This window comes from Hahella sp. HN01 (assembly GCF_018986435.1).
Taxonomy (GTDB): domain Bacteria; phylum Pseudomonadota; class Gammaproteobacteria; order Pseudomonadales; family Oleiphilaceae; genus Hahella.
This window is the reverse complement of record NZ_JAHMIN010000001.1, coordinates 415,107-439,931: the sequence shown is the minus strand read 5'-3', so window position 1 is coordinate 439,931 and position 24,825 is coordinate 415,107. Positions and strand designations below refer to the sequence as shown.

Genomic DNA, 24,825 nt, shown 5'->3' with positions numbered 1-24,825 from the left:
TACCTAGTAGTCAGTCTGATAGTCTCGTTGGCGATTCTGATCGCACTTGTTCTTTGTTGGCCCATGCGCAGAATGGAAGATGAACAAGTCAGGCGCTTGGAGTTGGAGCAGTAATCTGAGCCCTGATTTGTAGACGTTAGAGCCTGGGACCTTCATAGTACGCCTTTCTGTGTTGTATTAAGTGGATTCGAATAACTTCACCACAGAGGCAATGGTATGACGTCTTTTGCAGTCATCATCATTGTTGCTGTCAGGGCTGCCGCAAGTCACGTCATTGACTCCAATATGGACAAAAGGCGCCTGACTTTAAGCAGTGGCGATGAGTTATAAGAAGTGGGTAGGGGAGTTTAGATGTTTACTAGAAATTGGTGGCGACGCCGGGCGGCGGTAAAGAGCTATATCAGAGTGTTGGGGCCGGCGTTAGCCAAGAGGAGTGGGCGCAGGAGAGTGTACTCGGTGAAAAAAGTCAGGGCTTTGGTGAAGGAGCTCGGCTTATCTGAAAAATACCTCGGCTACGCTATCGCGCTTTATTGTAAAGAAGCGGACTTCGTCAAATATTCTAATAACCACCAGACCTCAGTCGACCAAGCCGTGAGTTATGAATCGGCGCGAAACTTCGGAATGACGCTGGCGTTAGGCTCCATCTTTTGGAGTGGTGACTCAAGCCACAGCGCCTCCGATGGCGGGTTTGACGGTGGCGATAGCGGCGGAGATTCCAGCTTTTAGCGGTTCTGCTGTTGTCTGTGACGTGTCTGTCAGAAGCAGCGCGTTCTACGTCTTAATGTCGCTTTTCCTATAATGCCCAAACGCATTCTCGCTCATTCACTACTGCGATGTAGCGGGCTCATTTTAGCCTGAGCTACAGCAACCTTTCTTCCGTGAGCGCCATTCTGGCTCTTCGCTATTCTGTCTGGGCGCCGCAATAGAAGTCCTCTGATTCTTATTCTGCAATGTTGCGACTCTCCGCTGTAAGGCGGCGTCTGAATTTCTGTCGTTGAGCGTTGTTGTTAGCGGGAATGTCTTTCTCAAAAATTTCGCTTTCTGATTTTGGTTAATTAATTTATCATCCGATTAAATTAATCGAATGATAAATTAATTGGCTTTACATGCGTAAGAAAACTGAGGCCAAAGAGCCGGAAAACAAGCGCGGCCGCCCTCTGGACCCTGCGCTGCAGCAGCAGCGTAAGGACGATCTGTTGGACGCCGCCTTTGAATTGCTGCGGGAGAAGAGCTATCGCAGCATCACCATTCGCGATATCGCTGAGAAAGCGGGCATGAAGTCCGCGATGATCAGCTACTACTTCGGCAGCAAAGAAGATCTCTTCATCGCCTTGATTGAGCGCCTGGGCGAACAACAGTTTGGTCGTATTATCGAAGTGATCGCCCAGCCTGATCCCATTCGCGGGTTTATCCGCGCCGCTATTACCAGAATAGTCGATTGTCCGCCTTTGATTACGTTCATCATCGATGAAGTGTTGTCGGAGCGGGGCAGGTTACAGGACCGTTTTATAGACCTGATGCCCCGTCGCATGGCGATGTTTCTTCCTAAGCTAATTGAAGCAGAACAGAAAAAGGGCAATTTGCGCGCGGACGTGGACCCCAAGTGGGCGGCGTTTTCATTGGTGAATCTGATTATTACGCCTTTCATCGGCGGGCCCGTGCGCAGGCGGGCCTGGGATATGTCCGATGAACTGGTGAGCAGCGATGAATGGATCGAGCATGTCTACCGCATGTTTATCTCCGGCTGTGGCGCAGCGCCTCAATCCCATTCACAAGCTCACCCACACTCCCATTCACACCTCCATTCACAACCTGACAATACGAAAGAGGACTGACTATGAGCCTGGCCTGGATGAAACGCCGATGGGCGTTGCCTTTGGTGGTCGCGACCGGCGTCGCGGTGGCGGTGGCGATTATCAAGAGTCGCCCGGCGATGGAGCATGCGGATAAAGCGCAGCTTCCCGCGGCGGTGAAGGTGGTGTCCGCCAAGCGTTACGAGGTCAGGCCGCGTATCACCGGATTTGGCGAAGTGGCGCCGGATGTGGTGCTGGACAGTAAGGCGGAGGTGTCAGGCAAAGTGACTTATGTGCACCCGCTGTTGAAGAAGGGCTCCATACTGCCGGCGGGAACGCTGGTGGTCAGCATTGACGACCGCGACTATCAACTGGCGTTGAAACAGGCGGAAGCGGATCTGGCGGTGAGCCGCGCCAATCTGGAGGAAATGCGGCTGAACATAGAGGACACGGAGCAGGACCTGAAACTGGCTCAGGAAAAACTGGCGATCGCCAGGAAGGAGCAGGAGCGCATCGGGCGGCTGTTGCAGAAAGGCTCCGCCTCGCAATCCAACTACGATGCGCAGCAGTCCGTTGTGCTGCAGTTGAGGCAGGAAACCCAGAAGCTGAGTAATCAGCTGCAAACCCTGCCGTATCAATTACAGGTGCTGCAAGCCAAGCAGGATATCGCCGAAGCGGCGGTGGAGACGCAGAAGCGCAATCTGGAGCGCACTCACATCAGCCTGCCGTTCAACGCCCGCATTACCCGCCTGTCGGTGGAGGAGAACCAGTTCGTCGCTGTAGGCGCTTCACTATACGGCGCTCAGACCATCGATAAAGTGCTGGTTAATGCGCAGTTTCCCCTTAGCCAGTTCCGTCTTTTAGCGGAAGGGTTCGCCAATCTGGAGGATCTGTTTCAGAAGTTTCTGGAGCAGGACGCCGCCAGCAATATTTTCACTGAGCTGGACCTCGCCGCCAGCGTCGCTCTGGCGGAAGACGGGGACACGCACTGGGACGCCAAAGTGGAGCGCATCAGCAATAATCTGGAAGCGGCCTCGCGCACGCTCGGCGTGATCGTCGGGGTTGATAATCCCTATCGCACCGCCCGCCCCGGCGTGCGGCCGCCGCTGATAGAAGGGATGTACGCCAAGGTGGAGCTGCAAGGCGCGCCGCAGCCGTTTTTAGTGCTGCCACGAGACGCTTTGCGGGAGCATGAGCTGTATGTGGTGGATAAAGATAATCGCCTGCGTCGAATCAAACCCCACTACAAAACCCAGGGCGCGATGTTGTTAATCCGGCAGGATGACAACGAGGGCGATAACGCTATTCACGAGGGCGAACGCGTCGTCACTACCGACCTGTTTCCCGCTGTGGCGGGCATGTTGGTGACTCCGCAGGAAGATAATGAAGCCGAAGCGCTGATCGAGCAGTGGGCGCAAGGAAGGCAAACCCTATGATCCGCTTTTTCGCCACGCATCCTACGGCGGCGAATCTGCTGATGGGCTTCTTTATGTTCATCGGCGTGATGACGCTGCCGCAGATCAAGCGGGAGACCTTCCCGGAAATAAAGAGCTATGAGGTTGAGGTGAAAGTCGCCTATCCCGGCGCCACGCCGACGGATATCGAGCTGTCCGTCTGCAAGCCGCTGGAGGAAGCGGTGGAAGGCGTCAGCTTCATGGAGGAAGTGCGCTGTGAAGCTCGTAACTCCATGGGCCTGATGACCCTGAAAATGCTGGAGGATGGCGACTTTGACGACTTTATCGATGACGTAAAAAGCGCCGTGGATGAGATCAGCTCTCTGCCGGAGCAGTCGGAAGAGCCTGTCGTCAAGGAGCTGGGGCGCACGCAAAACGTGGTGACCATCGCCTTGACCGCGGACCTGCCCCGCAGCGAGCTGAAAACCCTGGCGGAAGAGGTGAAACAGCGCATCCTGCGTAACCCGGATATCCCATTGGTGGACATACAGGGGTTCTCTGATCGGCAATTTCAGATTCAGGCGCCGGAAAGCAATTTGCGTCAATACGGCCTGAGTTTGCAGGACATCGCCAATCTGGTGGCGAAGCAGGATGTGGACCTGCCGGCGGGGGATGTGAAAACAGACTACCGCGACTATCAGATTCGCTTCAGCGATGAAAAACGCACCGTCACGGACTTGGAGAATCTGGTGGTGTTGCGGGGCGGCAATGGGGCGGAAGTGCGCCTGGGGGACATCGCCAAAATTGTCGACGAATTTGAGCTGGAGGAGAACAAGTCCACCTTCGACGGCAAGCCCGCCGCCTTTTTGAAAATATCCAAAAACACCCGTGACGACAGTCTGCGTATTCTGCAGGAAGTGGAGACGTTTATTGCGGAAGAGAGCCAGCGTTTGCCGTCGGAAGTAACGCTGAGTCTGACTCAGGATTACACCAGCGTCGTCAAAGACCGCATCAGCATGTTGAGCAGCAACGCCTGGCAGGGGCTGGTGCTGGTGTTTGCGGTGATGTGGCTGTTTTTCTGCGCCCGTTATGCGTTTTGGGTGGTGATGGGGTTGCCGGTTTCATTCCTGGCCAGCGCCTTTGTGCTGGGGCATATGGGCGTGAGCATCAACATGCTTTCCATGGTGGCGTTGCTGTTGGCGCTGGGGATTCTCATGGATGACGCCATTGTCATCAGTGAGAGCATCGGCACGGAGATGCGCAAGGGCAAGCGGCCCCTGCAGGCGGCGGTGGATGGAACGCTGATGGTGGCGAAAGGGGTGTTTTCGTCGTTTCTCACGACCCTGTGCATGTTCACCGGGCTGTTGTTCCTGGAAGGCGATATTGGTCAGGTGCTGGTGGTCGTACCGATCGTGCTGATCTCGGTGATCACTATTTCGTTGATTGAAGCGTTTTTCATTCTGCCCCATCACTTGCAGCACTCTCTCGCCCATGCGGAGAAACAGCAAGACTCCCGATTTCGCATAGGGTTTGAACAGCGTTTTGAGAAGATCCGACAAGGGCTTGATCGGCGCGTGTCAGTGTTGATCAAACATCGCTACGGCTTTGTCGGCGCCGTTATCGCCACGTTCATTCTGTGCGTCAGTCTGCTGGCCTCGGGGGTTATCAAATTCTCTGCGTTTCCGGACCTGGAAGGGGATATCGTGCAGGCGCGCCTCATCATGCCTACCGGGACCTCGCAGGCGCGTACGGAGGCCATGGTGGCGCATTACTCTCAGGCGCTGGAGCAAACTGCTTCCGAATTCAACAAGGAGCAGGAGGAGCCTGCGATAGGTTCCGTGACGGTGAACTATGGCCAGAATGCGGACGCCTTCGAAACCGGTCCTCATTTGGCCACCATCAGCGTCGACCTGCTCACCGCCGAGCGCCGCAATTTCAGTTTGCAGGCCTTTACGTCACGCTGGCGTGAACTGGCTGGGGAAACTCCGGACGTATGGTCGGTGCTGTTCAAGGAGCCGACGATCGGGCCGGGCGGACGCGCGATTGAAATACGCCTGCGTGGCGACGATCTGGAGTCATTATCGCTGGCGTCTCATGAGTTGCAGAACTGGCTGGCGGGCTATCCTGGCGTGATCAACCTGCTGGATGATCTGCGTCCGGGTAAGCCGGAGTTCACCTTACACTTGAAGTCCGGCGCTTACGATCTGGGCCTGGACGCGCAAACCATCGCCGCGCAATTGCGCGCCGCGTTTCAGGGCGTGACGGTGCTGGAGTCGAGCGTCGGCCTGGAAACCTACGAGGTGGTGGTGCGCCTGGATGATGAGTCCCGCGACGAGTTGGCGGACTTCGACAACTTCCCCATTGTGCATCCGGTCAGCAAGGCGCTGATTCCGCTATCCAACGTGGCGGAGATCATCCCCAGTCGCAGCTACTCGCGCATTAATAGGGTGGATAACCAACGCACCGTTACGGTGTATGGCGATGTCGACATCAGCCTGAACAACACCAAGGCGGTGATCGGCGACATGCAGAAGCACTTTTTGCCGCAACTGCAGCAACGCTATCCAGACATTCAGCTGAGTATTCAGGGCGAAATCAAAGAGGGCGCGGCCACTCAGGGCTCGATGAAACTTGGCTTTCTGATGGGGCTGGCGGGCATCTTTATTCTGTTGAGCTTCCAGTTCAAATCTTATGTTGAGCCGGTCATCGTTATGCTCAACATCCCCATGGCGTTTATCGGCGTGATTGTGGGGCATGTGGTGATGGGAATGGATATCACCATGCCGTCGCTGTTGGGATTTGTGTCGCTGGCGGGCATTGTCGTCAATGATTCCATCCTGCTGGTGGAGTTCGTCAAGATGCGGGTGGGGCAGGGCATGAATGTGCATGACGCCGCCGCGAAGGCGAGCCATGACCGCTTCCGCGCGGTACTGCTGACTTCCCTGACCACCATGGCGGGGATGACGCCGCTGCTGTTTGAAACCAGTCTGCAGGCGCAGATTCTGATTCCTTTGGCCACCAGTATTGTGTTCGGCGTAGGCGCATCCACGCTTTTGGTATTGTTTGTCATCCCTTGTGTGTATACGATCCTTGAAGACTTCGGTCTGACCAGGGCGGTCGTCGGCGAACCCGAGGAGGAGTTTGCGCCGGCGCAGAATCCGCCGCCGCTTACACAAGAATAAAAGGACAAAAGGTATGCACCCTAACGCCGAACTGGTGACCCGTTTTTATGAAGCCTTTAAGGATAAAGATTATCGAACCATGCAAGCCTGCTATCACGAAGAGGCGGAGTTTCAGGATGAAGTGTTCACCCTCAAGGGCAAGGAAATCGGGGCCATGTGGCATATGCTGTGCGAACGCGGGGCGGACCTGTCGTTGCACTTTCATCACGTTGAAGCCGACGAACGGCGAGGCTCCGCTCGCTGGCGAGCGGGTTATACCTTTTCCACAACCGGGCGTTACGTGCTGAACAAACTACGCGCCGAATTTGAGTTCAAGGACGGCAAAATATATCGCCACCGCGACCGCTTCGACTTCTGGCGCTGGTCCCGTCACGCGTTAGGCTTGACTGGCTGGGCGCTGGGCTGGTCGCAAATGCTGCGAGATAAAGTGCAGGCCACAGCGGATACCAACCTGCGGCGCTTTATGGATAAGAACCCGGAGTACAAAGCCTAGATGGCTTAATGAAGAGCGCCGCCTTGAAAGGCGGCGCTGACAGTTACTCCCTATTCCCTTCCACTTTGAAGGTTAGGGCGCCGTTTAACAGGTCGTCATAGTCCGGTAAACGTCCCTCCGCCTGAAACAACGTCGGCAAGTCGCTGTTTTGTTCAAGCTCTGCTATCAACGCGCCGTTGGCGTTTTGAATGGTCGCCGCAACGCTGTCGGGAGCGAGACCTTTGATATTGAGCGCCGCCGTAAAGTCATGGGCGTCGATATCCGTCACCGTCACATAGCCGGAGAAGCCATTCTCGGCGCTGGAGTTATCCTTTAGCGCAAAACTGTTATTGGAAACAACCTGACCGCGCAGTTCTCCGCTGGGGTTGGCGTCGCTGTGGACATTCAGATAGAAGCCGCCGCGCAACAGGCCGGCGACGTCCGCCAGCTTGGCGCCTCGGGTTGCGCTGAACAGCTCTCCGTCGCCATTCACGTCTTCCAGAGATAGAGCGACATCGCCATTGACGCCGGCGAAACCAGTATGCAGATGAGCGGCGGTGGCGTTGAAGCCCTGGTTGAGAATATTGATCCAGATAGCGCCAGTTTCATCATGCACGGTGACGTAGCCTGTCGAGGCGATATCTTCAGCGATGGGTTGGGTCACCGGTGGATTTTCCTGTTCCCCCTGTAACTCAGTCCGCATGGCAATGATATGCTCCGGAGTGATCTGACCACGTACTTCGCCGTTGGAATTGGCGTCGGAGTGAACATTGAAGTAATAGCCGCCGATAAGCAGCTTGGCGAGCTGGTTTTCCTCCAGCTTGGTCACTTTATTGAAGTGCGAGCCCGGGGCGGCGCCGTCGGCGTCGCTCACATCATTGAGGGCGAAGACGATATCGCCGTTAGCCCCGGCGAAATTGTTGTGCACATGGGCTGCAGTCGCGGTGAATCCAGCATTCAGAATGTTGGCCCACACCACGCGGGTATCGGTTCTGATCGTCAGATATCCCAGGCTGTTCACCTGCCCACTGGCTGGCGCGAGAACCGGAGGCGCTTCCTGCTCCCCCTCTAGAGAGGCTCGAACGGTCTGCACATGCTGGGGAAGAATCTGACCACGGGCTTCGCCAGAAGGGTTCGCTGCCGAGTGAGTGTTCAGATACAGACCGCCATTGAGAAACTTGGCGAGCTGACTCTGATCCATCTCCACAACCTTACTGAAGGAGGTTCCCTCCGCTTGCTCCAGATCGGCGCTGATATCGTTGAGAGCAAAGACGATGTCGCCGTTAGCCCCGGCGAATTCGCTGTGCATGTGCGCCGCGGTGGCGTTAAAGCCATGGTTCTGCAGGTTGACCCAGACTTTGGGAAGATCGCTTCTGACCGTCACGTAACCAATGCCATAGGCGCTCTCAGCTGCTGGCGCAGCCACGGGAGGAACTTCCTGCTCGCCCTGCAACAGCAGGCGAGAGGTTTGTACATTTTTAGGCAGAATCTGTCCACGCACTTCGCCGCTGGGATTCGCTTCGGAATGAACATTCAAGTAATAACCGCCGTTAAGCAGCTTGGGCAGGTTTGCGGCTACCGCGCCGGGGGCGCTGCTGAAAAATACGCCGGGCTCCAGACCTTGATCCGCGCTGACGTCATTCAACGCAATCACCACATCTCCGTTGGCTCCGGCGAAGTTGGAGTGAACGTGGGCGGCGGTTCCTTGGAAGCCGATGTTCTGGATATTCGCCCAGATTCTGCCGTCATCGGTATCCACGGTAAAATAACCAATGCTTTCGATGTCGGCGGCAGCGGGTGTGGTTACTGGAGGTACTTCCTGTGCGCCTTCCAGCGCTATTCTTACCGCCTGGATGTCCCCGGGAATAATCTGGCCGCGTAATTGCCCCTTGGGATTTTTGTCTGTATGGACATTGAAGTACCAGCCGCCGCTCAGCAGCAGATTCAACGATGCGCCGGGCAGGTCGCTTAATTTCGTACCGCTGGGCAGATAGAACAGATTGGGGTCCAGCTCGTCGCGGGACAGGGCGATCAGCATGTCGCCATTAGCGCCGGCGAAGCCTTTGTGAAGGTGAACGGCGGTGACGGCGTCGTCCTCGTCCAAACCTGTGATTTTGACGCTGGCGGACAAGGTTTCGTTACCTTCGCCCATAGACGAATCCAGTTTGAATTCCGCAGTTGCCGTGGCGTTTTTATTGACCAGTTTATCAACACCGTCTGCGTTCACCTCCTGCTCCACGCTCAAGGTTACATCGAAAATGCGCAGACTGGCGGATTCGCTCGCGCGTTCGCTGGAGGGCAGCAAATCAGATTGCAGCGCTGCTGACGGCAGCAGTCTGGAAGGAAGCTGCGCTGCGGGTAAGACGTTCTGGATGGGGGCTGTCAGCGTCACCTTGGAGGTGTTGTCGGTACTGGGGCGGCCATTGTCATCGCTGCTGCAGGCCGCCAATGTGCATATTGCGCCCACACAGAGCACTGCTCGGGAAGGACGCGTCAGTTCAAAAAGATTCATCAAGAGGTTCTCCCTGTTTCATGGAATACAGCCGGCGGCGGACAAAACCACCCCGGCGTGATTTTTTTATCGTCAGTCGTATGACGACCGAGAAGAGTGGTTTGGATGCAGTGGGAGAGAAATTTATTTGGACTAAGCACTATTGCTTATAAGGGGAAAAATGTCCTAGGTCGCTTTCCCGGGTGAGGAATATATAAAAACATAGAACTACTCGGAGAGTTAAATCATGGCTTACACATTAAGATTTGAAAGCATGGGGGATGCAGCCCCTTTTAATAACGGCGAACAGGTAAAAATAAGCAATGCATTAAACATGCTGGAAACAATATTGGCTGAGTCTATTACTCTTCCAAAATGCAGCTCGATAAATAGATGGTTTGGCGGGGGGAATATCAAGGCGGTCCTCGAAGGCTTGAATAATATGCATAAGTATTTAACAAGGAAATGCACTAGCCTGACCTTTGTCTCTGCGCCCAGGCACCCCAAAGATTATATTGGCTGGGTCAGGCCGATGGTTAAAGTAGGATTGAACCCTTACGATTCCGACTTTGACAATCAACTGGGACAATCTTCCCATAGAAACAATGATAACTTCTTCCATCGCCTGAATAACAATGCGCCTCAAAGCAAGAAGTATACGGTCAAGGAAACGACAGGCACTTTCAGAGCCAACTGCGGGTACGTTAACGTGCAAAGCGGGCTGAGAATCTACCTGACGCCAGGCTACCTGAGCGGTAACTTTGACGAAAATGATCGCAATGACGAACAGTGGTTCAAATTCCGTTGCGTCGCCCACGAACTTAGCCACCGAATTCTTGATACCATCGATATCGCATATGGAGCGCATGAGTGTGGCAGACTGGCGATAGGATCGGACAAGCGGGCGTCACTTAATAATGCGGATAACTGGGGATTGTTCCTGGCGGAAATATACAAGTTCCGTAACTTAAGAGCTTTGCCGAACTAAGTAATAAAGTTTAACGGAAAGGGAGAGCCTTTTGCTCCCTTTCTGTTTTTTTATGACTTAGTTTTCCACTTCATGTTTTATCGGTACGTCAACACACAATACTTCATCTAACTTCCAAAAGCGGTCAAACAGTTCAGACTCGCATTCGAATGAGCCAAATATCTTTTCTATGTTCTCACGTCCAAATACTAAGATAGGGAGTTCGTGCTGAATGAAAAAGGCCTTTAGGTCTTGGTGGATAAATATTACTGATCCTGGTTTTAATGGCTGACATAGAATATCCGAAGTCAAAACTATTGGAATAAATTGATAGTCTGATTCAGAAATAGAATGACTTTTTAGCCATTCTATTAACTCAGGCCTTTCTCTCACAATGAAGCCGGTTTTTAGATTGTCCACATTACTATCATTTGCCATACGCTGTACTTGAGCTAGCCGCCCCGCCCGGGCTCATGCGCTTCATACCGGGGAAGCTGGGCGTCCAGGTCGTCCCAGTTTGCTTTTGAGGTGACGAAATTGTGGGAGAGGGGGCGTTCGGCAATGTCTGAATCCAGAATTCCGAGACGCAGTCTCACCCGGTCAGGCGCTGCATCGTTTGAACTGAAGACCGGGGAAGCGCAGGTCCGGCAAAAGTGGCGTTTGCGTCCGGGCGCCATTTCGAAAAAGGCCAAGTGCTCCGCGCCCTCCTGAACTATCAAGTCCGCCGTATTTACAAACCCATTGGTGGCGTAAGCCGTGCCGCTGCTCTTCCTGCACTTGGAGCAATGGCAATGAATAATCGACTCAATCGGCCCTTGGATTTCAATTTTGACCTGACCGCAAAGGCAGCTTCCTTTGTACATCTTGTTTCCTGTGCTCCTGTTGAGATAACCATTCCTGTCTGTGGAAAGTCAGACAGTGGACGTATGCAAATATGCGGGCTTATAGGTGCGCATACCAGCAGATATTGCATCGATAATCAGTATAAGAGCGTTGACGCCTCTAACTATCATTGATGTGTAAGCGATAGATATCGTGATCGAGATATTCATTAAGCCGGCTTTTTATGTTTGAGACAGTCAGTTCTCCGCTGTGTACACGCTCTTCAGCCTGCTGATACTTACCTAGCTAATTACTCGCCCTGTATAAATCGGCCTTTATACTAAGCAGAGGCGCTCCCAACGCAAGCGAATATTCAGAGATGCAGCCTGAAAGAAAATTATCTAGAAGGCGCTATTCAGCTAACTCATACTTCACCAAATACGGATCAAGCACGTTAACGTTTCCTTTGAAGGGCTGGTGCGTCTTGTTTTCTCAAATTCATAGTTTGAGCCCCACCTTTTTCAATTAAACAGCCTAAAAACTCAATTGGATTCAACTAATTGAATTAACTACTATCTTGATCGTTCAGCGGCGAGGGCTCGCGCTGTTTTGAGGCTGTGCGTCTATGTTTGCGTGGTAAAGGAGTGGGTGATGGGGTGGGATGTCTGGTTTATGTTTTCGCTGGCCTATTTGGTCACTACTTTATCACCAGGGCCGAATGTTCTGTTGGTGGTTAAGAACAGTTTCCAGTATGGATGGAAGTCTGCGTTTGTGACGGTGCTGGGAAATCTGTCCTGCCAGTTTGTGATCGTATGCCTTGTCGCCATTGGCGTGGGGGAGCTTCTTGAGCAGCTTCCGATATGGTTCACTCTGATGAAAGTATTGGGTGGGGCGTATCTTATCTATCTCGGTTGCAAAAGCTTGAGGGCTGGCGGCAAGTCAAACCTGTCTTTACCGGATAATACGCAACGGGCGTCGCAATTCAGCTCACGCAAGCTCTACACTGAAGCTTTTCTTGTTTCCGCAAGCAATCCTAAGACATTGATATTCTTATCCGCCTTTCTGCCTCAATTCATCAATGCGGAGCAGTCGCACCTGGAGCAGTTTGGCGTTATGTATGTTTCTATATGCGTCATTGTCACCGGTATTCACCTGGGCTACGCCATGTTAATCAGTCGAGTTGGGCAACGGTTTCTCGCACAGGATATTGAACGGAAGATATCAAAAGTCTCGGGCGGATTGTTTATCACCATGGGCGGCGGGGTGCTGTTGAGTCAGCGCGTATAGCAGTATGAGCAGGCTTCAGCGCTGGCTGTATTCATAATAAATATCAAACTCGCCCTCGTGCGTTTTGACGAAGCCGTGTTTCTGGTAGAAGTCGTTGGCTTTGCTGTTGCGGAGCGCGCCGAGTCTTATTGGTAGGCCTTTATTGGCGGCTTCCGACTTCACTTTCGCAAGCACTTTTCCGCCGATCGATCGGTTTTGATAATCGGGATGAAGATAGAGGTGGTCGAGGTACAGGTGGTCGTGCTTGTTGCGCAGGACGAAGAAACCGGCCAGCTCTCCGTTCTCCATGATCTTGAAAGTATCCTCCGGGACGAATGTGTCCAGGAAACGGCTTCTCACTCTGTTTGCATCAAACCGCCCCACAGCTTCCAGACTGGGCTGCATCGCTTGGGCCCTGATCTCAGCGAGGGCGTCGCCGTCGTGATTGGTCGCATTTTCGTAGTGCGTGGTCGGCGCTGATTGAATCACTGCCTTACTGCTCCCTCAATTCCTGTTCCGCCGGATAGCGGCTAAACAGATTAAAGTGTCCATATAGATATTTATTGGGAAAGTCAGGGGAGATGACGACGCCTTTGGCGAGTATGCCCTGCTTGCCGAAACGTTTGGTGTAGGGCTCCAGGTAGAAGGCGACGGTCAGCGGCGTGTGGGACAGTTGGCCCAGTGTGGCGCTGTAGGTGACGGTGTCCACGGTGACGTCTTTGCGCAGTTTGGCGTAGTCGGGGAGGTTAATCTCGCGCAGGTCGAGGGTGGTAACGGGAGGCGGCGCGTTTTTGTCTTTGTTGAATGGCTGGCGATACAGCTCATTCTGGTAAGCAGTCATATAGGCGCTCAGGACATCGAACAGATAGCGGCTGAATTTATCCCAAAACGGGCCGACCTGATCCGGGTGAACGCCCACCAGCCAGTTTTGCTTTTCGGTATACAGACGTCTCTGCTTTTCGCGATCAATACTTTTATACAGCAAGGTCGCGAACAGCTTCTGGTTTTGTTTGGTCCAGTCCGACTCCAGGGGCGTCGGCAAAGGCTGTTGTTCGACCACATGGCGGTAGCGCTGATAGTTGCGCCACGCCTCATAACGCGCCAGCGCGCCGAACATAACATCCGCCAGCGTGGTGATTTCGCTGGGGCGGAATGAGCCGTCCTTGATGGTTTTCAGCGACTTTTCCAGATAGGCCTGCATTTCCTTCTGCTCGCGTTCGTAGATTTCCGCTGCGCCGTCCAGTTCCGGGGCGGGGTATTCATGGCGGCCTGCGATGAGTTGACGGCCCTCGTTGGCGATTTCACTCATATCGTGCAGCTTGTTGAAGAACCCAACCGCCCACACCACGCAGACCAGAATGCAGACGCCGGCGGTGGCCAGGTGTTTGCCGGTGACGCCGGACTTATCCCGCCGATGATCCGGCAGCAGCATCAGAATGGAAAGCCCCGCCAGGCTGAATAAGCCCAACAGCCCCACCAGCATGCTGTAGCCTTTGCTTTCCGCATAAAGAATGCAGCCGCGCAGCAAGACCAGATGACCCACGAAGAAGGGGATATAGCCCAGGTCAATGCCGGCGGAGTAGAGAAAGTTGATCTTCAGCAGGTAGCTGTCGGAGACAAACACAATGGTCAGGATCAGGCCGGCCCAGGACAGCCATTTCGCCGCCCGCTTTTGCTCAGAGTTCGCCTCTTCCAGTCGAAACGGCTCCGCCTGCACAGGGGCTGGCTGCGGCGGCGGGTTTTGCAGCCGTTCCTGCATCTGGCGATACTTTTCCAGAATGACGCCGCAATCGAGACACTGAGTGGCGTCGATATTCTGTGACTGACACTTCGGGCAACGGGAGCGGTCATCTGTCTTTGGCGGTACTTCCGCAGTCTGTGGTGACGCTGTCGGTGAGCCTGATGTTTTGTTTTGATGCGGTGTTGTATTCGTTGCGACGGAGGAAGTGGCGGTGTTCTTCGTCTGCTCTTTCACCGCTCCGACGGCGCCGACGCGGGCGAACTGCTGCTGATAGGACTTAGCGGTGAATTCGTTTAATCCTTCGCGACGAAATATGGCTTCGCCGCTGAACAGGGGCGCCAGCTCGGCGGCGTCGGTCTGGAACAGCTTGGCCAGTCCGGCTTGGGTCTTACCCTGGTCCGCGCCAGGGGAAAGTTGGCCTCTGAATTCGAAGGAATACTGCTTCATAACTGCTTCATAACTACTTCATAACTGTTTCATACCAGGGGACTCCTGAGCAAACAGGCGCAGAAGGCCAGCAGCCGCAGTTTCTCCTGTGGCGAGAGATCGGCTTTGCGAATTTGCGCTGCTGGCTCCGGCGTGGCGTACACCAACGCCGCTAAATTACCTTCCTGGTCCAGCACCGCCATGGCGTTCTGCGGGTCCCAGGAAGGGGAGGCCGCAGACTTGGCGCGTTTACGCTTGAGGAAATCCAGAACTTTCTTCGCATGCCCAAGATACTCGGCGACGGGGCCCAAAGCGGTGTCTTCCACCAGCTTCTCCTGAATTTTGCCCAGAGCGTCTTTGCTGCTTTCGTGAACGCGTACGGCCTGCCGCCATTCATAGACGAGGGCGCCTTGCGCATCCTTCAAGGTCGCGCTTTGTTGTTTGCGCTCAATGACGCCGAGGTCTTGTTGCTCTGCATCGATCAGTCGATGCTTTTTCGCGCCGACCCAAAAGATGGGAAGTTCCTGTTGGTAAATGCGGTGTGCGCCACGGGCGTCGGCAATGGACTGCAGCATGCGCGGTTGCAGGAGCCGAGGAAGGCAGATGATAGCCAGCAGCAGAAAAATAATGCTAAGGACGCTGGCGAGAGCGCCCCATTGCAGATAGTGCGTCATCACCCGCAGCAGGTGATTCTGCAACGTCAGAGCCAGTCCGGTTGAAGCCAGCACTAACGCCAGCGGGCTCCAATACGCGTTGTGATTGACGATTCGGGCGACGGGCGCGTCGGACTCAGTGGACACCGTAAGAGACTCAGAGAAATGAACCAGATGAGGCGTCAGCTTGCCCGCTTCGAACAACAGTATTTGATCATCCGGCTCTTCTTGGTCAGGCTCCTGCGGGGCGGCCAGTAGGCCTGCTTGCAGGCAGGCGGGGTTTAATTGCAGCGCCAGTTCCGTCAGCAAACCAAGCTGATGCAGTTTTTTCTGCCAGCCCTGAGCCTGTTTCCAGGTCAGATTACTTTTCAGTTTCACCGGCGCGCCGGCGAATACCTTGGCGGTCATGGCGTCGTTCAGACGCAACTGCGCTTTCAAATTACGCTGAACCTGAACAAGCTCCTGGCAGCTGGCGAGCTTGCCGCGCGTGACGACCTGATAGGTTTCCACGGCGTCCTGCATTATTCCGACACACTATGTTTAGCATTGAAAAAAAACAGACCGACTATTTGCAATAGCAACGCCGCTCCGAAAAGGCCGACCGGCCATAGAGAGGGGGATTGATCCATGGCTTCATAGGAGCCGCCGTATGCGGACAATGCCGCAGCGAACCAGAGGCAGGCTGCTGCGGCTTTCACCTTGTTGCAAAACCTGACCCGGCGCGACAACGCGTTGAACCACGACGGATGTATGCTTTTCGCCAGCGACGGCTTACTACGACTCATGATGAAAAATCAGCGTGAGGACAGGGCGTGAAACAATTCCTTCAGCAGGTCCTTCTCTTCAGCAATGATGCGTTCGTTGAACTTGTAGGGATAGCTATTAACGCTGGCGGCGGCGATATCCAGGCAATAATTCATCATGGCCTGTTTGCTTTCCATCTGGTCCTGGTAGTTGGATTTGCTCTCGATTCGATCCAGGCACAGTTCTCTAAGTTCGCGCAGCATTTCCCGATCAGGACGGGTTTGTGTGAAGCGGTCGAGAAACTCGTTGATGTCATCGTCGGAAATGAATTCGATATCCGGAGATTCGCGACTGACCCGGCTTAGATGTTCGATGGTGTAGCGGTAGAGAATTTTCACTTCGGCGTCCTGACAACGGCCATCCGCCCAGATCATTTCAATCAGGGGAATCAGCTCAAGCAGGTAGATGTGGGACTCCTTTAAGCCGTGTTTTTGTAAAAAATTGTCAAACCCTTGCACTACAATTTCCTATTTTTCCAATCTCGGTTAAGGGCGTTTTGCGCCCGAACTCATACAGATACGCGATATTATAGCGCTTATTCAGATTCTCGCCCGAATTTCACAGATTGTGAACTCGCCCATTGACGCGTCCGTCCTCACTGGCGGCTTTAACGTCTTCTGCTAGCCTTACCTGCGATAGCCAATAATAGGTTGCGGAGCTTCTCCGCAGTTAAAAATGAAAGGTAAACAAATGAAAAAGACGTTATTTAACCGCCTGATGAATATGCTTGTTTTATCCGCCGCCGTGGTCTTTTCCGGGACCTGCGCTGCAGAAAAAGTGACCCTGGCCAATGGTGAATGGGCGCCGTATCTATCTGAAAACCTGAAAGAATATGGCGTGATTTCCGATGTGGTGAAGAAAGCCTTCGCCAATGAAAATATTGAAGTTGAATATGTCTTCCTGCCCTGGAAGCGGGGCTATGAAGACGCCAAGAGCGGCAAGCTGAACGGCTCGTTGATCTGGAGTCGCACTGAAGACCGGGAGAAGGATTTCGACTACAGCGACACAGTTATCGACCTGAAGACCGTTGCGTTTTTCAAAAAGGGCAGCGGCTTCGACTGGAGTGACGCAGCGTCTATGAAAGGCAAAAAACTGGGCGGTGTCACCGGCTATAGCTACGGTTTCGATGAAGAGGAAAAATCAGGGATGGTCAGCATTGAGCGGGTGTCCAGCGCGGACGCCAACGTGAAAAAGCTGCTGGCGGGACGTTTGGACGCCTATATGGAAGACCTTGATGTAGGCAGCGAGCTGATGAACAGCATGGGCGTGATGGATCAAGTTGAAGTGCATCCCAAGCCGATCAAGGAGAAGTCTTACCACTTGATTTTGAATAAGACGCAACCGGAAAACAAAAAGCTGATGGAAGCCTTTAACCGCGGTTTGCAGAAGCTGAAAGACAGCGGCGAGTACGACAAAATGATTGAAGCTTCCCGCCGCGGCGAATACAAAAAGTAAGTCGTATCTCCTTCAACCGCCGCGCTTTGCGCGGCGGCCTCAGTCAATCATCGCCATAGGCCGCTGCGTAATGGGATGCGGCATGATGCGACTCTCCACCTGATAAACCTCCCTGACGTTCTGCGACGTAATCAACGTCTCCGGCGCGCCTTCCGCCACGATGCGTCCGTGATTCATCAACACCAGACGGTCGGCGTATTGGGCCGCCAGATGCAGATCGTGCAGCACGCAGAATACGCCTACGCCTTTGGCCGCCAGCCTGCGCGCGAGTTTCAATAATGCGCACTGGTGTTTCAGGTCCAGCGCTGAAGTGGGCTCATCCAGCATCAGGTACTGAGGACCGGCGCCGACTCCCGTCCAGAGCTGCGTGAGGGCGCGGGCGATCTGTACGCGCTGACGTTCGCCGCCGGAGAGGTCCTGGTAATTTCGCTGCGCCAGATGGCCCGCGTCCACTTCTTTCAGCGCTTCCTGGCTCAGACGAAATGGATCGCCTCCAGATACTGTGCGTTGCACGCCCATCAGCACGACTTCCATGGCGCTGAAGGGAAAATCGAGATGCACGGACTGGGACAAGACTGCGCGTCGACGGCTTAGCTGAGGCAGGCTGAATTGGCTGATGGGCTCATCGTCCAGCAATACGTGTCCGCGGGAGGGCGACAGTTCCCCCGCCAGGGTCTTTAGCAGGGTGGACTTGCCTGCTCCGTTGGGACCCAGCGTCACTACCAGTTCCCCAGGGCTGAGGCTGAAATTGATCTGCTCCAGCAAGGTTTTGTCATGACGTATCACGGACACGGCGAAGGCGTGAATCATTGCGGGACTCTCTGTTCTTTACGGTTATCTTGAGGGCTTTTTCGGTTATCCAGGAACATGCAATGCATCATGAGCGCACCCCGGACTTTCGGCTAAGCAACAACCACAAGAAGAAGGGACCGCCGATCAGACTGGTCAGTATGCCCACGGGCATTTCCGCCGGCGCAAACAGGGTGCGCGCCAGAGTGTCGGCGGAGATCGTCAGCGCGGCGCCCAGGACGGCGGAAGCGGGAATCAACACGCGATGATCCGCTTTCCATAGCAGGCGCACTAAATGCGGCGCCACCAGACCGACGAAGCCGACGATGCCGGACACCGCCACGGCGGCGCCCACGGCGACAGCGGAAAGCGCGATGACGCGAGTTTTCAGCTTCTCTGTGTCCGTGCCCAGATAGCGGGCTTCCTGCTCGCCCAGCAGCAGCCGGTTCAAATCGCCGGATTGACGCATCAGCATGACTATCACTGGCAGCGTGATGGTGAACGACACGCCCACTGACGGCCACAGCGCTCCGCCAAAGCTGCCCATTGTCCAGAACGTCAGTGTGCGCAATTGCTCATATGTACTGAGATAAGTCAGAAAGCCCACCGCCGCGGCGCACATAGCGTTGACGGCGATGCCGGCCAGAATCAGGTGCGCCACGCTGGAGGCGGCGCCAAGCTGACCGACCTTGAAGATCAGCCAGCAGGTGGCCGCGCCGCCAAGAAAGGCGGCGACGCTGAGTCCATACAGCCCCATCCAGCCGGTGCTGAAAGGGAACAATACGATGACTAACGCCGCCGCCAGCGCTGAGCCGCCGGAGATGCCGATCAGTCCCGGGTCCGCCAGCGGGTTGCGGAACAATCCCTGCAATGCTGCGCCGCTGACCGCCAACGCGGCGCCCACCACACCGGCCAGAAGCACTCGGGGCAGGCGGATATGCCAGAGAATCATCCAGTCCTGACTGCTCAAGTCAAAGTTAATCACGGAGCGCCAGGTCAGAGAGTAAGCGCCCAGCATCACCGCGCCGAGAGTGGCGGCGGTCAGGCTGGCGCCCAGCAATAGCCAGATGCGGGTGGATTTATGCGGCATGGCGGAGAGGGTCTGCACAGGCGTTTACTCCATCCAGGTTTGACGGAGCTGTCTGGCGGCGACCACCGTGCGGGGGCCGAAACCGAGCAGCAACAATCCATCCATGGCGGCGATTTTGTCATTGCGTCCCGCTGGCGTGAGCCTGACCCCGGGAATGCTGCGCATAGCGTCGATGCCTCCGGCCTGTTCCATCCCTAGGGTAGTGGTCAGGATCAGATCCGGTTGCGCCTGCGCCAGGGACTCCGGCGTCATGGGTTTGTAGCCTTCCACACCTTCCAGCGCGTTCACGGCTCCAGACAGACGGATAATGCGGTCCGCCGCTGTGTTGGAGCCTGCCACCATGGGCGCGCCGCCGCCGTGCTGAAGGATGAAAATCACCCGTGCGCTGCGTTGATTTTGAGCCTTCTCCTGCTCCAGTTGCTGTTGTTGCGCCTGCATGTCCGTCACCAGCTTATCCGCTTGAATCTCTGCGCCAAGCAGGTAGCCGATTTGACGAATATTGGCGTAAACCCCGTCCAGATCCTGTGCGGTAGGGACGGTCAACCAGGTGGCGCCGGCGCTTTTCAGTTGTCGCAGCACAGCGGGGGGGCCTGCATCCTCACTGGCCAGCACCGCATCCGGACGCAACGCGAGAATACCCTCGGCGGAAAGGGAGCGTTCGTACCCGATTTTCGGCATATTCTCCGCATCGGGCGGGTAATAACTGGTGATGTCGGAGCCGATCAGACGCTGTTCCTGTTCCAGCGCATAGACAATTTCCGTCACGGCGCCGCCAATGGAGAGGATGCGTTGCATGCGTTCGGGAGGCGGCGTCGGCGTTGCAGCCTGGGCCGCCATGCTGGCGACCCATAGCAATGCAACGCCGGCCAGGCGCGCGCTCCAGTCACGCACTGAGAAGCCGGCTAAGCTCATGACAGATTCTCCACCGACGCCACCAGTTCACGCCACTCGGTCAGTTCCAGCTTGCCGGGCTTGCGGGCGCCGAACAGGGTGAGCACTAGCTTGCGTTCATGGTTGAAGCATTCCAGGGAGGTCACCACACCATCGCTGGTGGGACGACGCACCGCCCAGCAGCTCGCCATTTGCTCTGTATTCAGGTGCAGGTTGAAGTTCGGGTCCAGCACATTGAACCAGGGGCCGGTGCGCAACAGTTTGTTGACGGTCCCGGTGTGGATCTGCACGACGCCGTCGTTGCCCACAAACGCCATGATCTCCAATTGGCAATTGGCGGCGAATCGCAACGCCTGTTCCATGGCGTCCGTCGGCAGACGATGGGCGTATTCCTGACCCGCCAGCTGCAGTGCTTCCAGACGATCAATGCCCAGTTTGCTCAGCATGGCGTTAAAGTGGTGGACGTCTTTCAACTCCGACCAGGGCTGACGCACATCGTCTTCCGTCACGTTGCCCGTATTGGGATAAAGCGGCGGCGTCTTCGCTTCGGGCATGAAAAACAGCTCGGCGTCGACAGCGAGGTGAGCGTTAATCCACTGGTCCCAAGCCGCCATATCCGTATGTTCGGTGGCGTAGATTTTGTGCGTCGCCGTCCCGGAGGCGTCGAAAAACTGAATGCTGCGACGAGGCTGTTCGTCGGCGCCTTCGGTGACGGCGTAAGCGTGACGCCAGTGCTTGAAGAAGACGCGCAGATCGATCTCGCCCAGACATAAGCCCATGACGCCAGCCGCGTTGGCTTTGAAGTCATGGTAGACGCCGTGACGTTCGTGCACGGCCTGATCGTTGCGGGTCAGCGCCATCACCCGTCCTACGGACTCGATGGACGTCAACATCTCCGCGAAGTCGCCGCCAAGGGGCTGGACGCGCTGTTCCATTTGCGTCAGCAACAGCGCCAGCTCGCTCACTCCCAATTGTTCCGCCGCAGTGCGGATACGCAGACGGGGTTGCTCCCGTCGCATTTGCGTCCAGGATTCTTTTAACCCGTCAGCAGGTTGTTTGATCGCCTCGTCTCTGTTGAGAACCGCTTGAGCCGTCATGTGTTCACCTCGTTATATATGCGATATATGTGCAATGGTTCCTGTGGAGAGCGCTGATCAGTTGGCGACCGGCATGAAACGGATATTGGGATGTCCGCTTGCGCCTGCGTCGGAGTAATAGTTGGTGATCTGTAGCTTGTACTTAGTGGCGTCATCGCCGCCGCTTTGGGTTTCGATCACGTAGACGCGGTAGTTGGACCAAATTTTGTGCTGACCTTGCAGGTTATAGGCGTACCAAGGCGAGCCTTCGAAAATGCCCGCGGTGGCGTCGGCCACATAGTGCATGCTGATGTCCGCGCCAGTGTCGGACTGTGTGCCGGAGACATAGTTGTTCAGGTCCGCCACAGGTAGCGGGCCGAAAGCGCCGCCAGCGCCGCTGCCGGAAGGGCCGCTGTTGGTCCAGAGCGTCCAGTTGAAGCCCTTGATCTCCAGTTTTAGATCCCAGGCCGCGTTGGCGCAGTCGACGGTGGCGTCAGCATCGAAATCAAAGCACTGGCTGCCGCCGCTGAAGGGAACGGAGGCGGCGAAGGTGGCGTTGCCGGTGAAGCCTGCTGCATCGGAGGGTTGCACGTCGAAGCTGAAGGTGACGTCAATATTGGCGCTGGGGTTATAGGTCAACGAGGTAGCGTGGAAGCGGGCGTAGCTGGCGCCGGAATTAGAGCGCAGCAACCAGCCGTTGGCGTCGTTCAGCGATACCGTGTGAGTGGAGATATCGTAGTTGTACCAGCCCAGGTCCATGACGTTGCCGGTTCTGTCCCCGGAAGCGGTGATGGCGCTCAGCACGCTGTCGCTGGTGAAGGTCAGACCTGTTGTGTTCACTGCTGCGAGCAGATGCTCTTCTTCCGAGTCTGGCGTGGCGTTGAGAAATACGTTGGCGTTGGGATCGCCGCTATCTGTGTAGAAATCCTGCTGCGCCACCGCGAGCGCGCCGCGCACCTGACCGGGGCCGGAGGCGCCGCCGTTGAGTACGACGCCAGTGCGGCGGAAACCGATATGCCAGTCCGTAGAAGAAGCCGCTTCCGCTGCCGTCAGCGACAGGGTTTGACCGGTGGCGAGGTTGACGTAGGTGTAAGCGTCGCGACTGCTGGCGTCGACGATCAGAGAAGTGTAAGCCGCGCCCGAGCCGTTATCAGGAGTGGTGCTGCTGTCGCCGCCATTGGTTGGCGTATTGTTCGCATTGTTATCGGGATCGCCGGAGCCTCCTCCGCCGGAGCAGGCGCTGAGTAATATCAGAGCGGCGGCGATGGCGCCGGATTTGACTGCAAGGGTGGGGGAGACTGGTTTCATAGCGTTGCCTTTATGTGTTTTTTGGGTGTGTGAGTGGGTTATTGCCATAGTGCTGCGTGATAGTGCTGAGTGATGTCCGGGCGCTGGCGTCAGCCTTTGATGCGCACGCCCAGGTAGAAAAATCGTCCTTCGTCCGGGCGGAAATCGCTGGCGTCACTGAAATCCCGCTGCGTATCCGTCAGATTGTCGATGCCGCCGAACAGAGTGACGCCCCAGGGCAGAGGTTGATTTACTTTGAAATCGAACGTGCTCCAGGACGGCGACTCCATGGAGCCGGCGATGTCGATGAACTCACTGGATTGAAATACGCCGTCCAGAGACAGCTGCGTTCCCCAGGAAGACAGGGTGTAATCCGCGCCCAGTTTTACCTGATGGCGCGGGCGTTTCGGCAGCTCCAGGCCGGTGCGTTTGTCTTCGCTGTCCATCCAGGTATAGCCGCCGTGAATGTTCCATTGTGATGACAGCGGGTAGGCGGCGCTGATTTCCGCGCCCCGGGTGCTGGCTTCGGCGATGTTGGTGTAGCGGTGAATGGCGACGCCGTCGCCGCGATCCGCTGTGGCTCCTGGATCGAAAGCGGTTTCGATCAGATCGGTGATGTCGTTGTAGAACAGATTAAGGTCCACGTAGGCGCCCTGGTCGCCGTAAGCGCCGACGCCTAACTGGTAACTGATGGATTTTTCCGGCTGCAGGTCCGGATTGCCCAGCACCATGTAACCCAGGTGGCTGTGATCGAACACGTAATAACGTTCTTTCAGGTTGGGCACGCGATATCCACGGCCCACGCCGCCGCGCAGAAACAGGGTCAGGCTGTCTTCGTGCATGAGCTCATAGCGCGCATTGATTTTGGGCGCGGCGTAAGAGCCGAAATCGCTGTCCCGCTGCAAGCGTATGCCGGGGGTGATTTCCAGGCGATCATTAACGAAATAGTCGTCCTGAAGATAGACCTCGATGCTGTGGCGGTCCGTGCCGGCGGGTACCTCGATGGCGTCGTCGTGACGCTGTTCAAGCGTCTCTTCGAACCCTTCCAGGCCAGCGGAAAGCAGATGGTCGTCAGTCAAGGCGTAAGTCCAGTCCAGGGTCGCCCTGCGAGTCTCCATGCTGGCGCTGCGACGGTCTTCCTTAACGGCGGTGGCGATGGCGTCCTGATAAGTGACGTCGTCGAATTGCTCCTGCAGCAGTCGGGCCTGGAAATCTCCCACCGCGGTGCGCCAGGCGGCGGACGCGCCCAGTCGGGTGCGCTCCGCTTCCTCCTCTTTGACCTTACGGATTTCCTTACCGGCGGCGTCAGCGGAGATGCGGTTATTGAGGTCTTCACGATAGTAACCGCCCAGCAGCTCATAGGACTGGTTCTGATCGGGTTTCCATCCCAGGCGGGCCGACCAGTCGCCGCGTTCGCCTTCTGCGCCTTGCGTGGTCCAGTTTTCCGGCGTGGCGTCGAAGCCGTCGCTGTCGCGATAGTCCATGCTGAGCGCGCCATACCAGGCGCCGTCGCGGCCGGTTAATCTCGCGGAGGCGCGGCGCGCGCCGATATCCGCCGTCTTGCCGCCGATGTTGTCTTTGCCGAAACTGGCGGCTTCCGCCAGCGCTTCGTAGTGCAGGCCCGGCTCGATATCCCGGGTGATGATGTTGATGACTCCGCCCATGGCGGCGCTGCCATAGAGCGCGGACGTAGCGCCTTTGACGACCTCTATGCGTTCGATATTGAGACTGCCGATCTGGGTGACGTCGACGCTGGAGCCGGTGCTGGCGGCGACCGGTTCGCCGTCAATCAGCACTTTGACGCGGTTGCTGTCCAATCCCTGCAGCCAGACTTCATAGCCGCTCTTGCCGTGGATTCTTTTCAGCAGCAGACCCGGAACGTCTTCAAGCGCTTCCTTGACGTCCCGCGCGTGTTTGCGCTCGATTTCCTCCCGCGTCACCACCTCGGTGCGCACCGGCGTCTCCATCAGCAGTTTTTCGCTGCGGGTGCCGGTGACGACGACGGTATTGAGCACTGTTTCCGGCGCAGTCGAATCCCCCAGCGCCTGCTGCGGCAGCGCGAGAGTGAGAGGAACGGTGAGTGTGACAAGTAGAAAAGGGTGAGATGTATGCGACACGAACAACCACTATCGACAGTTAAATGATAATGATTATCATTTAATAAAAATGAATCTCTGTCAATAATGATTCTTATTTGCGTTTATGTGAATGGTATTATTCACGGAG

The 24,825-nt window shown here is 55.8% G+C and carries 22 protein-coding genes; 8 read left to right on the top strand and 14 right to left on the bottom strand.

The features are described from left to right. Nucleotides 1–351: 351 nt before the first annotated feature. The 5 genes from KP814_RS02055 (at nucleotide 352) to KP814_RS02035 (ending at nucleotide 6,862) form a co-directional block, all read left to right on the top strand. On the top strand, nucleotides 352–726 hold the full coding sequence (locus KP814_RS02055; RefSeq protein ID WP_216735183.1) for a DUF6559 family protein: 375 nt from the start codon (nucleotides 352–354) through the stop codon (nucleotides 724–726). 380 nt (nucleotides 727–1,106) lie between these two features. Further along, the gene (locus tag KP814_RS02050) at nucleotides 1,107–1,835 is read left to right on the top strand and encodes a TetR/AcrR family transcriptional regulator (protein WP_253938089.1); all 729 of its coding nucleotides are present in this window, start codon (nucleotides 1,107–1,109) and stop codon (nucleotides 1,833–1,835) included. A gap of 2 nt (nucleotides 1,836–1,837) precedes the next feature. Next, nucleotides 1,838–3,229 carry an efflux RND transporter periplasmic adaptor subunit gene (locus KP814_RS02045; protein WP_216735182.1) on the top strand — a complete coding sequence of 464 codons (1,392 nt, stop codon included), beginning with the start codon at nucleotides 1,838–1,840 and terminating at the stop codon, nucleotides 3,227–3,229. After that, nucleotides 3,226–6,369: an efflux RND transporter permease subunit gene (locus tag KP814_RS02040; protein ID WP_216735181.1), complete on the top strand. Its 3,144-nt coding sequence runs from the start codon at nucleotides 3,226–3,228 to the stop codon at nucleotides 6,367–6,369. Before KP814_RS02045 ends, KP814_RS02040 begins: the two co-directional genes overlap by 4 nt. Nucleotides 6,370–6,382: 13 nt before the next feature. Further along, a complete protein-coding gene (locus tag KP814_RS02035; RefSeq protein ID WP_216735180.1) occupies nucleotides 6,383–6,862 on the top strand; it encodes a nuclear transport factor 2 family protein in 480 nt (159 codons plus the stop codon). Between the two features lie 43 nt (nucleotides 6,863–6,905). Here KP814_RS02035 and KP814_RS02030 read toward each other — a convergent pair whose 3' ends face one another. Then, nucleotides 6,906–9,353: a CHRD domain-containing protein gene (locus KP814_RS02030; RefSeq protein ID WP_216735179.1), complete on the bottom strand. Its 2,448-nt coding sequence runs from the start codon at nucleotides 9,351–9,353 to the stop codon at nucleotides 6,906–6,908. A 226-nt stretch (nucleotides 9,354–9,579) separates the two neighbouring features. On the opposite strand from KP814_RS02030, the gene KP814_RS02025 reads away from it, so the two are divergent. Next, entirely contained in the window at nucleotides 9,580–10,320 is a 741-nt protein-coding gene (locus tag KP814_RS02025) for a M35 family metallo-endopeptidase (protein WP_216735178.1), read from the top strand. Between the two features lie 57 nt (nucleotides 10,321–10,377). Here KP814_RS02025 and KP814_RS02020 read toward each other — a convergent pair whose 3' ends face one another. Together KP814_RS02020 and KP814_RS02015 are read right to left on the bottom strand one after the other, a co-directional pair. Continuing rightward, entirely contained in the window at nucleotides 10,378–10,737 is a 360-nt protein-coding gene (locus tag KP814_RS02020) for a hypothetical protein (RefSeq protein ID WP_216735177.1), read from the bottom strand. Nucleotides 10,738–10,751: 14 nt separating this feature from the next. Next, nucleotides 10,752–11,162, bottom strand: coding sequence for a GFA family protein (locus KP814_RS02015; RefSeq protein WP_216735176.1), 411 nt, complete (start codon nucleotides 11,160–11,162; stop codon nucleotides 10,752–10,754). Between the two features lie 610 nt (nucleotides 11,163–11,772). Between KP814_RS02015 and KP814_RS02010 the strand changes: the two genes are divergently transcribed. Then, nucleotides 11,773–12,408, top strand: a complete 636-nt coding sequence (locus tag KP814_RS02010) for a LysE family translocator (protein WP_216735175.1) — start codon at nucleotides 11,773–11,775, stop codon at nucleotides 12,406–12,408. A 15-nt stretch (nucleotides 12,409–12,423) separates the two neighbouring features. On the opposite strand, the gene KP814_RS02005 is transcribed toward KP814_RS02010, so the two are convergent. From KP814_RS02005 to KP814_RS01985, 5 genes are read right to left on the bottom strand one after another with little or no spacing between them, the layout of a single operon-like run. Next, on the bottom strand, nucleotides 12,424–12,876 hold the full coding sequence (locus tag KP814_RS02005; RefSeq protein ID WP_371824020.1) for a GNAT family N-acetyltransferase: 453 nt from the start codon (nucleotides 12,874–12,876) through the stop codon (nucleotides 12,424–12,426). Nucleotides 12,877–12,880: 4 nt separating this feature from the next. Further along, the gene (locus tag KP814_RS02000; RefSeq protein ID WP_216735174.1) at nucleotides 12,881–14,575 is read right to left on the bottom strand and encodes a hypothetical protein; all 1,695 of its coding nucleotides are present in this window, start codon (nucleotides 14,573–14,575) and stop codon (nucleotides 12,881–12,883) included. Between the two features lie 29 nt (nucleotides 14,576–14,604). Continuing rightward, complete coding sequence (locus tag KP814_RS01995) at nucleotides 14,605–15,729, bottom strand: hypothetical protein (RefSeq protein ID WP_216735173.1); 1,125 nt, start codon at nucleotides 15,727–15,729, stop codon at nucleotides 14,605–14,607. Further along, nucleotides 15,729–15,992, bottom strand: coding sequence for a hypothetical protein (locus KP814_RS01990; RefSeq protein WP_216735172.1), 264 nt, complete (start codon nucleotides 15,990–15,992; stop codon nucleotides 15,729–15,731). The genes KP814_RS01995 and KP814_RS01990 overlap by 1 nt, the downstream gene beginning before the upstream one ends. A 9-nt stretch (nucleotides 15,993–16,001) precedes the next feature. After that, complete coding sequence (locus tag KP814_RS01985) at nucleotides 16,002–16,469, bottom strand: hypothetical protein (protein WP_216735171.1); 468 nt, start codon at nucleotides 16,467–16,469, stop codon at nucleotides 16,002–16,004. A 232-nt stretch (nucleotides 16,470–16,701) separates the two neighbouring features. Here KP814_RS01985 and KP814_RS01980 point away from each other — a divergent pair, with 232 nt between their 5' ends. Further along, on the top strand, nucleotides 16,702–17,466 hold the full coding sequence (locus tag KP814_RS01980; protein ID WP_216735170.1) for an ABC transporter substrate-binding protein: 765 nt from the start codon (nucleotides 16,702–16,704) through the stop codon (nucleotides 17,464–17,466). A gap of 39 nt (nucleotides 17,467–17,505) precedes the next feature. Here the strand turns inward: KP814_RS01980 and KP814_RS01975 are convergent, their stop codons facing one another. From KP814_RS01975 to KP814_RS01950, 6 genes are all read right to left on the bottom strand, one after another. Next, on the bottom strand, nucleotides 17,506–18,276 hold the full coding sequence (locus tag KP814_RS01975; protein WP_216735169.1) for a heme ABC transporter ATP-binding protein: 771 nt from the start codon (nucleotides 18,274–18,276) through the stop codon (nucleotides 17,506–17,508). A gap of 67 nt (nucleotides 18,277–18,343) precedes the next feature. Then, on the bottom strand, nucleotides 18,344–19,363 hold the full coding sequence (locus KP814_RS01970; protein ID WP_216735168.1) for an iron ABC transporter permease: 1,020 nt from the start codon (nucleotides 19,361–19,363) through the stop codon (nucleotides 18,344–18,346). Nucleotides 19,364–19,369: 6 nt separating this feature from the next. Then, complete coding sequence (locus KP814_RS01965; RefSeq protein ID WP_216735167.1) at nucleotides 19,370–20,257, bottom strand: hemin ABC transporter substrate-binding protein; 888 nt, start codon at nucleotides 20,255–20,257, stop codon at nucleotides 19,370–19,372. Beyond that, the gene (locus KP814_RS01960; protein WP_216735166.1) at nucleotides 20,254–21,333 is read right to left on the bottom strand and encodes a hemin-degrading factor; all 1,080 of its coding nucleotides are present in this window, start codon (nucleotides 21,331–21,333) and stop codon (nucleotides 20,254–20,256) included. The genes KP814_RS01965 and KP814_RS01960 overlap by 4 nt, the downstream gene beginning before the upstream one ends. Before the next feature lie 57 nt (nucleotides 21,334–21,390). Further along, nucleotides 21,391–22,620, bottom strand: coding sequence for an HmuY family protein (locus KP814_RS01955; protein WP_216735165.1), 1,230 nt, complete (start codon nucleotides 22,618–22,620; stop codon nucleotides 21,391–21,393). A gap of 89 nt (nucleotides 22,621–22,709) precedes the next feature. Then, the gene (locus tag KP814_RS01950; RefSeq protein ID WP_216735164.1) at nucleotides 22,710–24,716 is read right to left on the bottom strand and encodes a TonB-dependent receptor; all 2,007 of its coding nucleotides are present in this window, start codon (nucleotides 24,714–24,716) and stop codon (nucleotides 22,710–22,712) included. Nucleotides 24,717–24,825 lie beyond the last annotated feature (109 nt).

What these genes read in the sequence shown, in the direction of transcription:
- KP814_RS02020 (WP_216735177.1), bottom strand. Translation starts at nt 10,737, where the DNA reads ATGGCAAATGATAGTAATGTGGACAATCTAAAAACCGGCTTCATTGTG.
- KP814_RS02000 (WP_216735174.1), bottom strand. Translation starts at nt 14,575, where the DNA reads ATGAAGCAGTATTCCTTCGAATTCAGAGGCCAACTTTCCCCTGGCGCG.
- KP814_RS02015 (WP_216735176.1), bottom strand. Translation starts at nt 11,162, where the DNA reads ATGTACAAAGGAAGCTGCCTTTGCGGTCAGGTCAAAATTGAAATCCAA.
- KP814_RS01960 (WP_216735166.1), bottom strand. Translation starts at nt 21,333, where the DNA reads ATGACGGCTCAAGCGGTTCTCAACAGAGACGAGGCGATCAAACAACCT.
- KP814_RS02055 (WP_216735183.1), top strand. Translation starts at nt 352, where the DNA reads ATGTTTACTAGAAATTGGTGGCGACGCCGGGCGGCGGTAAAGAGCTAT.
- KP814_RS01965 (WP_216735167.1), bottom strand. Translation starts at nt 20,257, where the DNA reads ATGAGCTTAGCCGGCTTCTCAGTGCGTGACTGGAGCGCGCGCCTGGCC.
- KP814_RS02010 (WP_216735175.1), top strand. Translation starts at nt 11,773, where the DNA reads ATGGGGTGGGATGTCTGGTTTATGTTTTCGCTGGCCTATTTGGTCACT.
- KP814_RS01980 (WP_216735170.1), top strand. Translation starts at nt 16,702, where the DNA reads ATGAAAAAGACGTTATTTAACCGCCTGATGAATATGCTTGTTTTATCC.
- KP814_RS02040 (WP_216735181.1), top strand. Translation starts at nt 3,226, where the DNA reads ATGATCCGCTTTTTCGCCACGCATCCTACGGCGGCGAATCTGCTGATG.
- KP814_RS02025 (WP_216735178.1), top strand. Translation starts at nt 9,580, where the DNA reads ATGGCTTACACATTAAGATTTGAAAGCATGGGGGATGCAGCCCCTTTT.
- KP814_RS02030 (WP_216735179.1), bottom strand. Translation starts at nt 9,353, where the DNA reads ATGAATCTTTTTGAACTGACGCGTCCTTCCCGAGCAGTGCTCTGTGTG.
- KP814_RS01975 (WP_216735169.1), bottom strand. Translation starts at nt 18,276, where the DNA reads ATGATTCACGCCTTCGCCGTGTCCGTGATACGTCATGACAAAACCTTG.
- KP814_RS01955 (WP_216735165.1), bottom strand. Translation starts at nt 22,620, where the DNA reads ATGAAACCAGTCTCCCCCACCCTTGCAGTCAAATCCGGCGCCATCGCC.
- KP814_RS01990 (WP_216735172.1), bottom strand. Translation starts at nt 15,992, where the DNA reads ATGAGTCGTAGTAAGCCGTCGCTGGCGAAAAGCATACATCCGTCGTGG.
- KP814_RS02035 (WP_216735180.1), top strand. Translation starts at nt 6,383, where the DNA reads ATGCACCCTAACGCCGAACTGGTGACCCGTTTTTATGAAGCCTTTAAG.
- KP814_RS02050 (WP_253938089.1), top strand. Translation starts at nt 1,107, where the DNA reads ATGCGTAAGAAAACTGAGGCCAAAGAGCCGGAAAACAAGCGCGGCCGC.
- KP814_RS02045 (WP_216735182.1), top strand. Translation starts at nt 1,838, where the DNA reads ATGAGCCTGGCCTGGATGAAACGCCGATGGGCGTTGCCTTTGGTGGTC.
- KP814_RS01995 (WP_216735173.1), bottom strand. Translation starts at nt 15,729, where the DNA reads ATGCAGGACGCCGTGGAAACCTATCAGGTCGTCACGCGCGGCAAGCTC.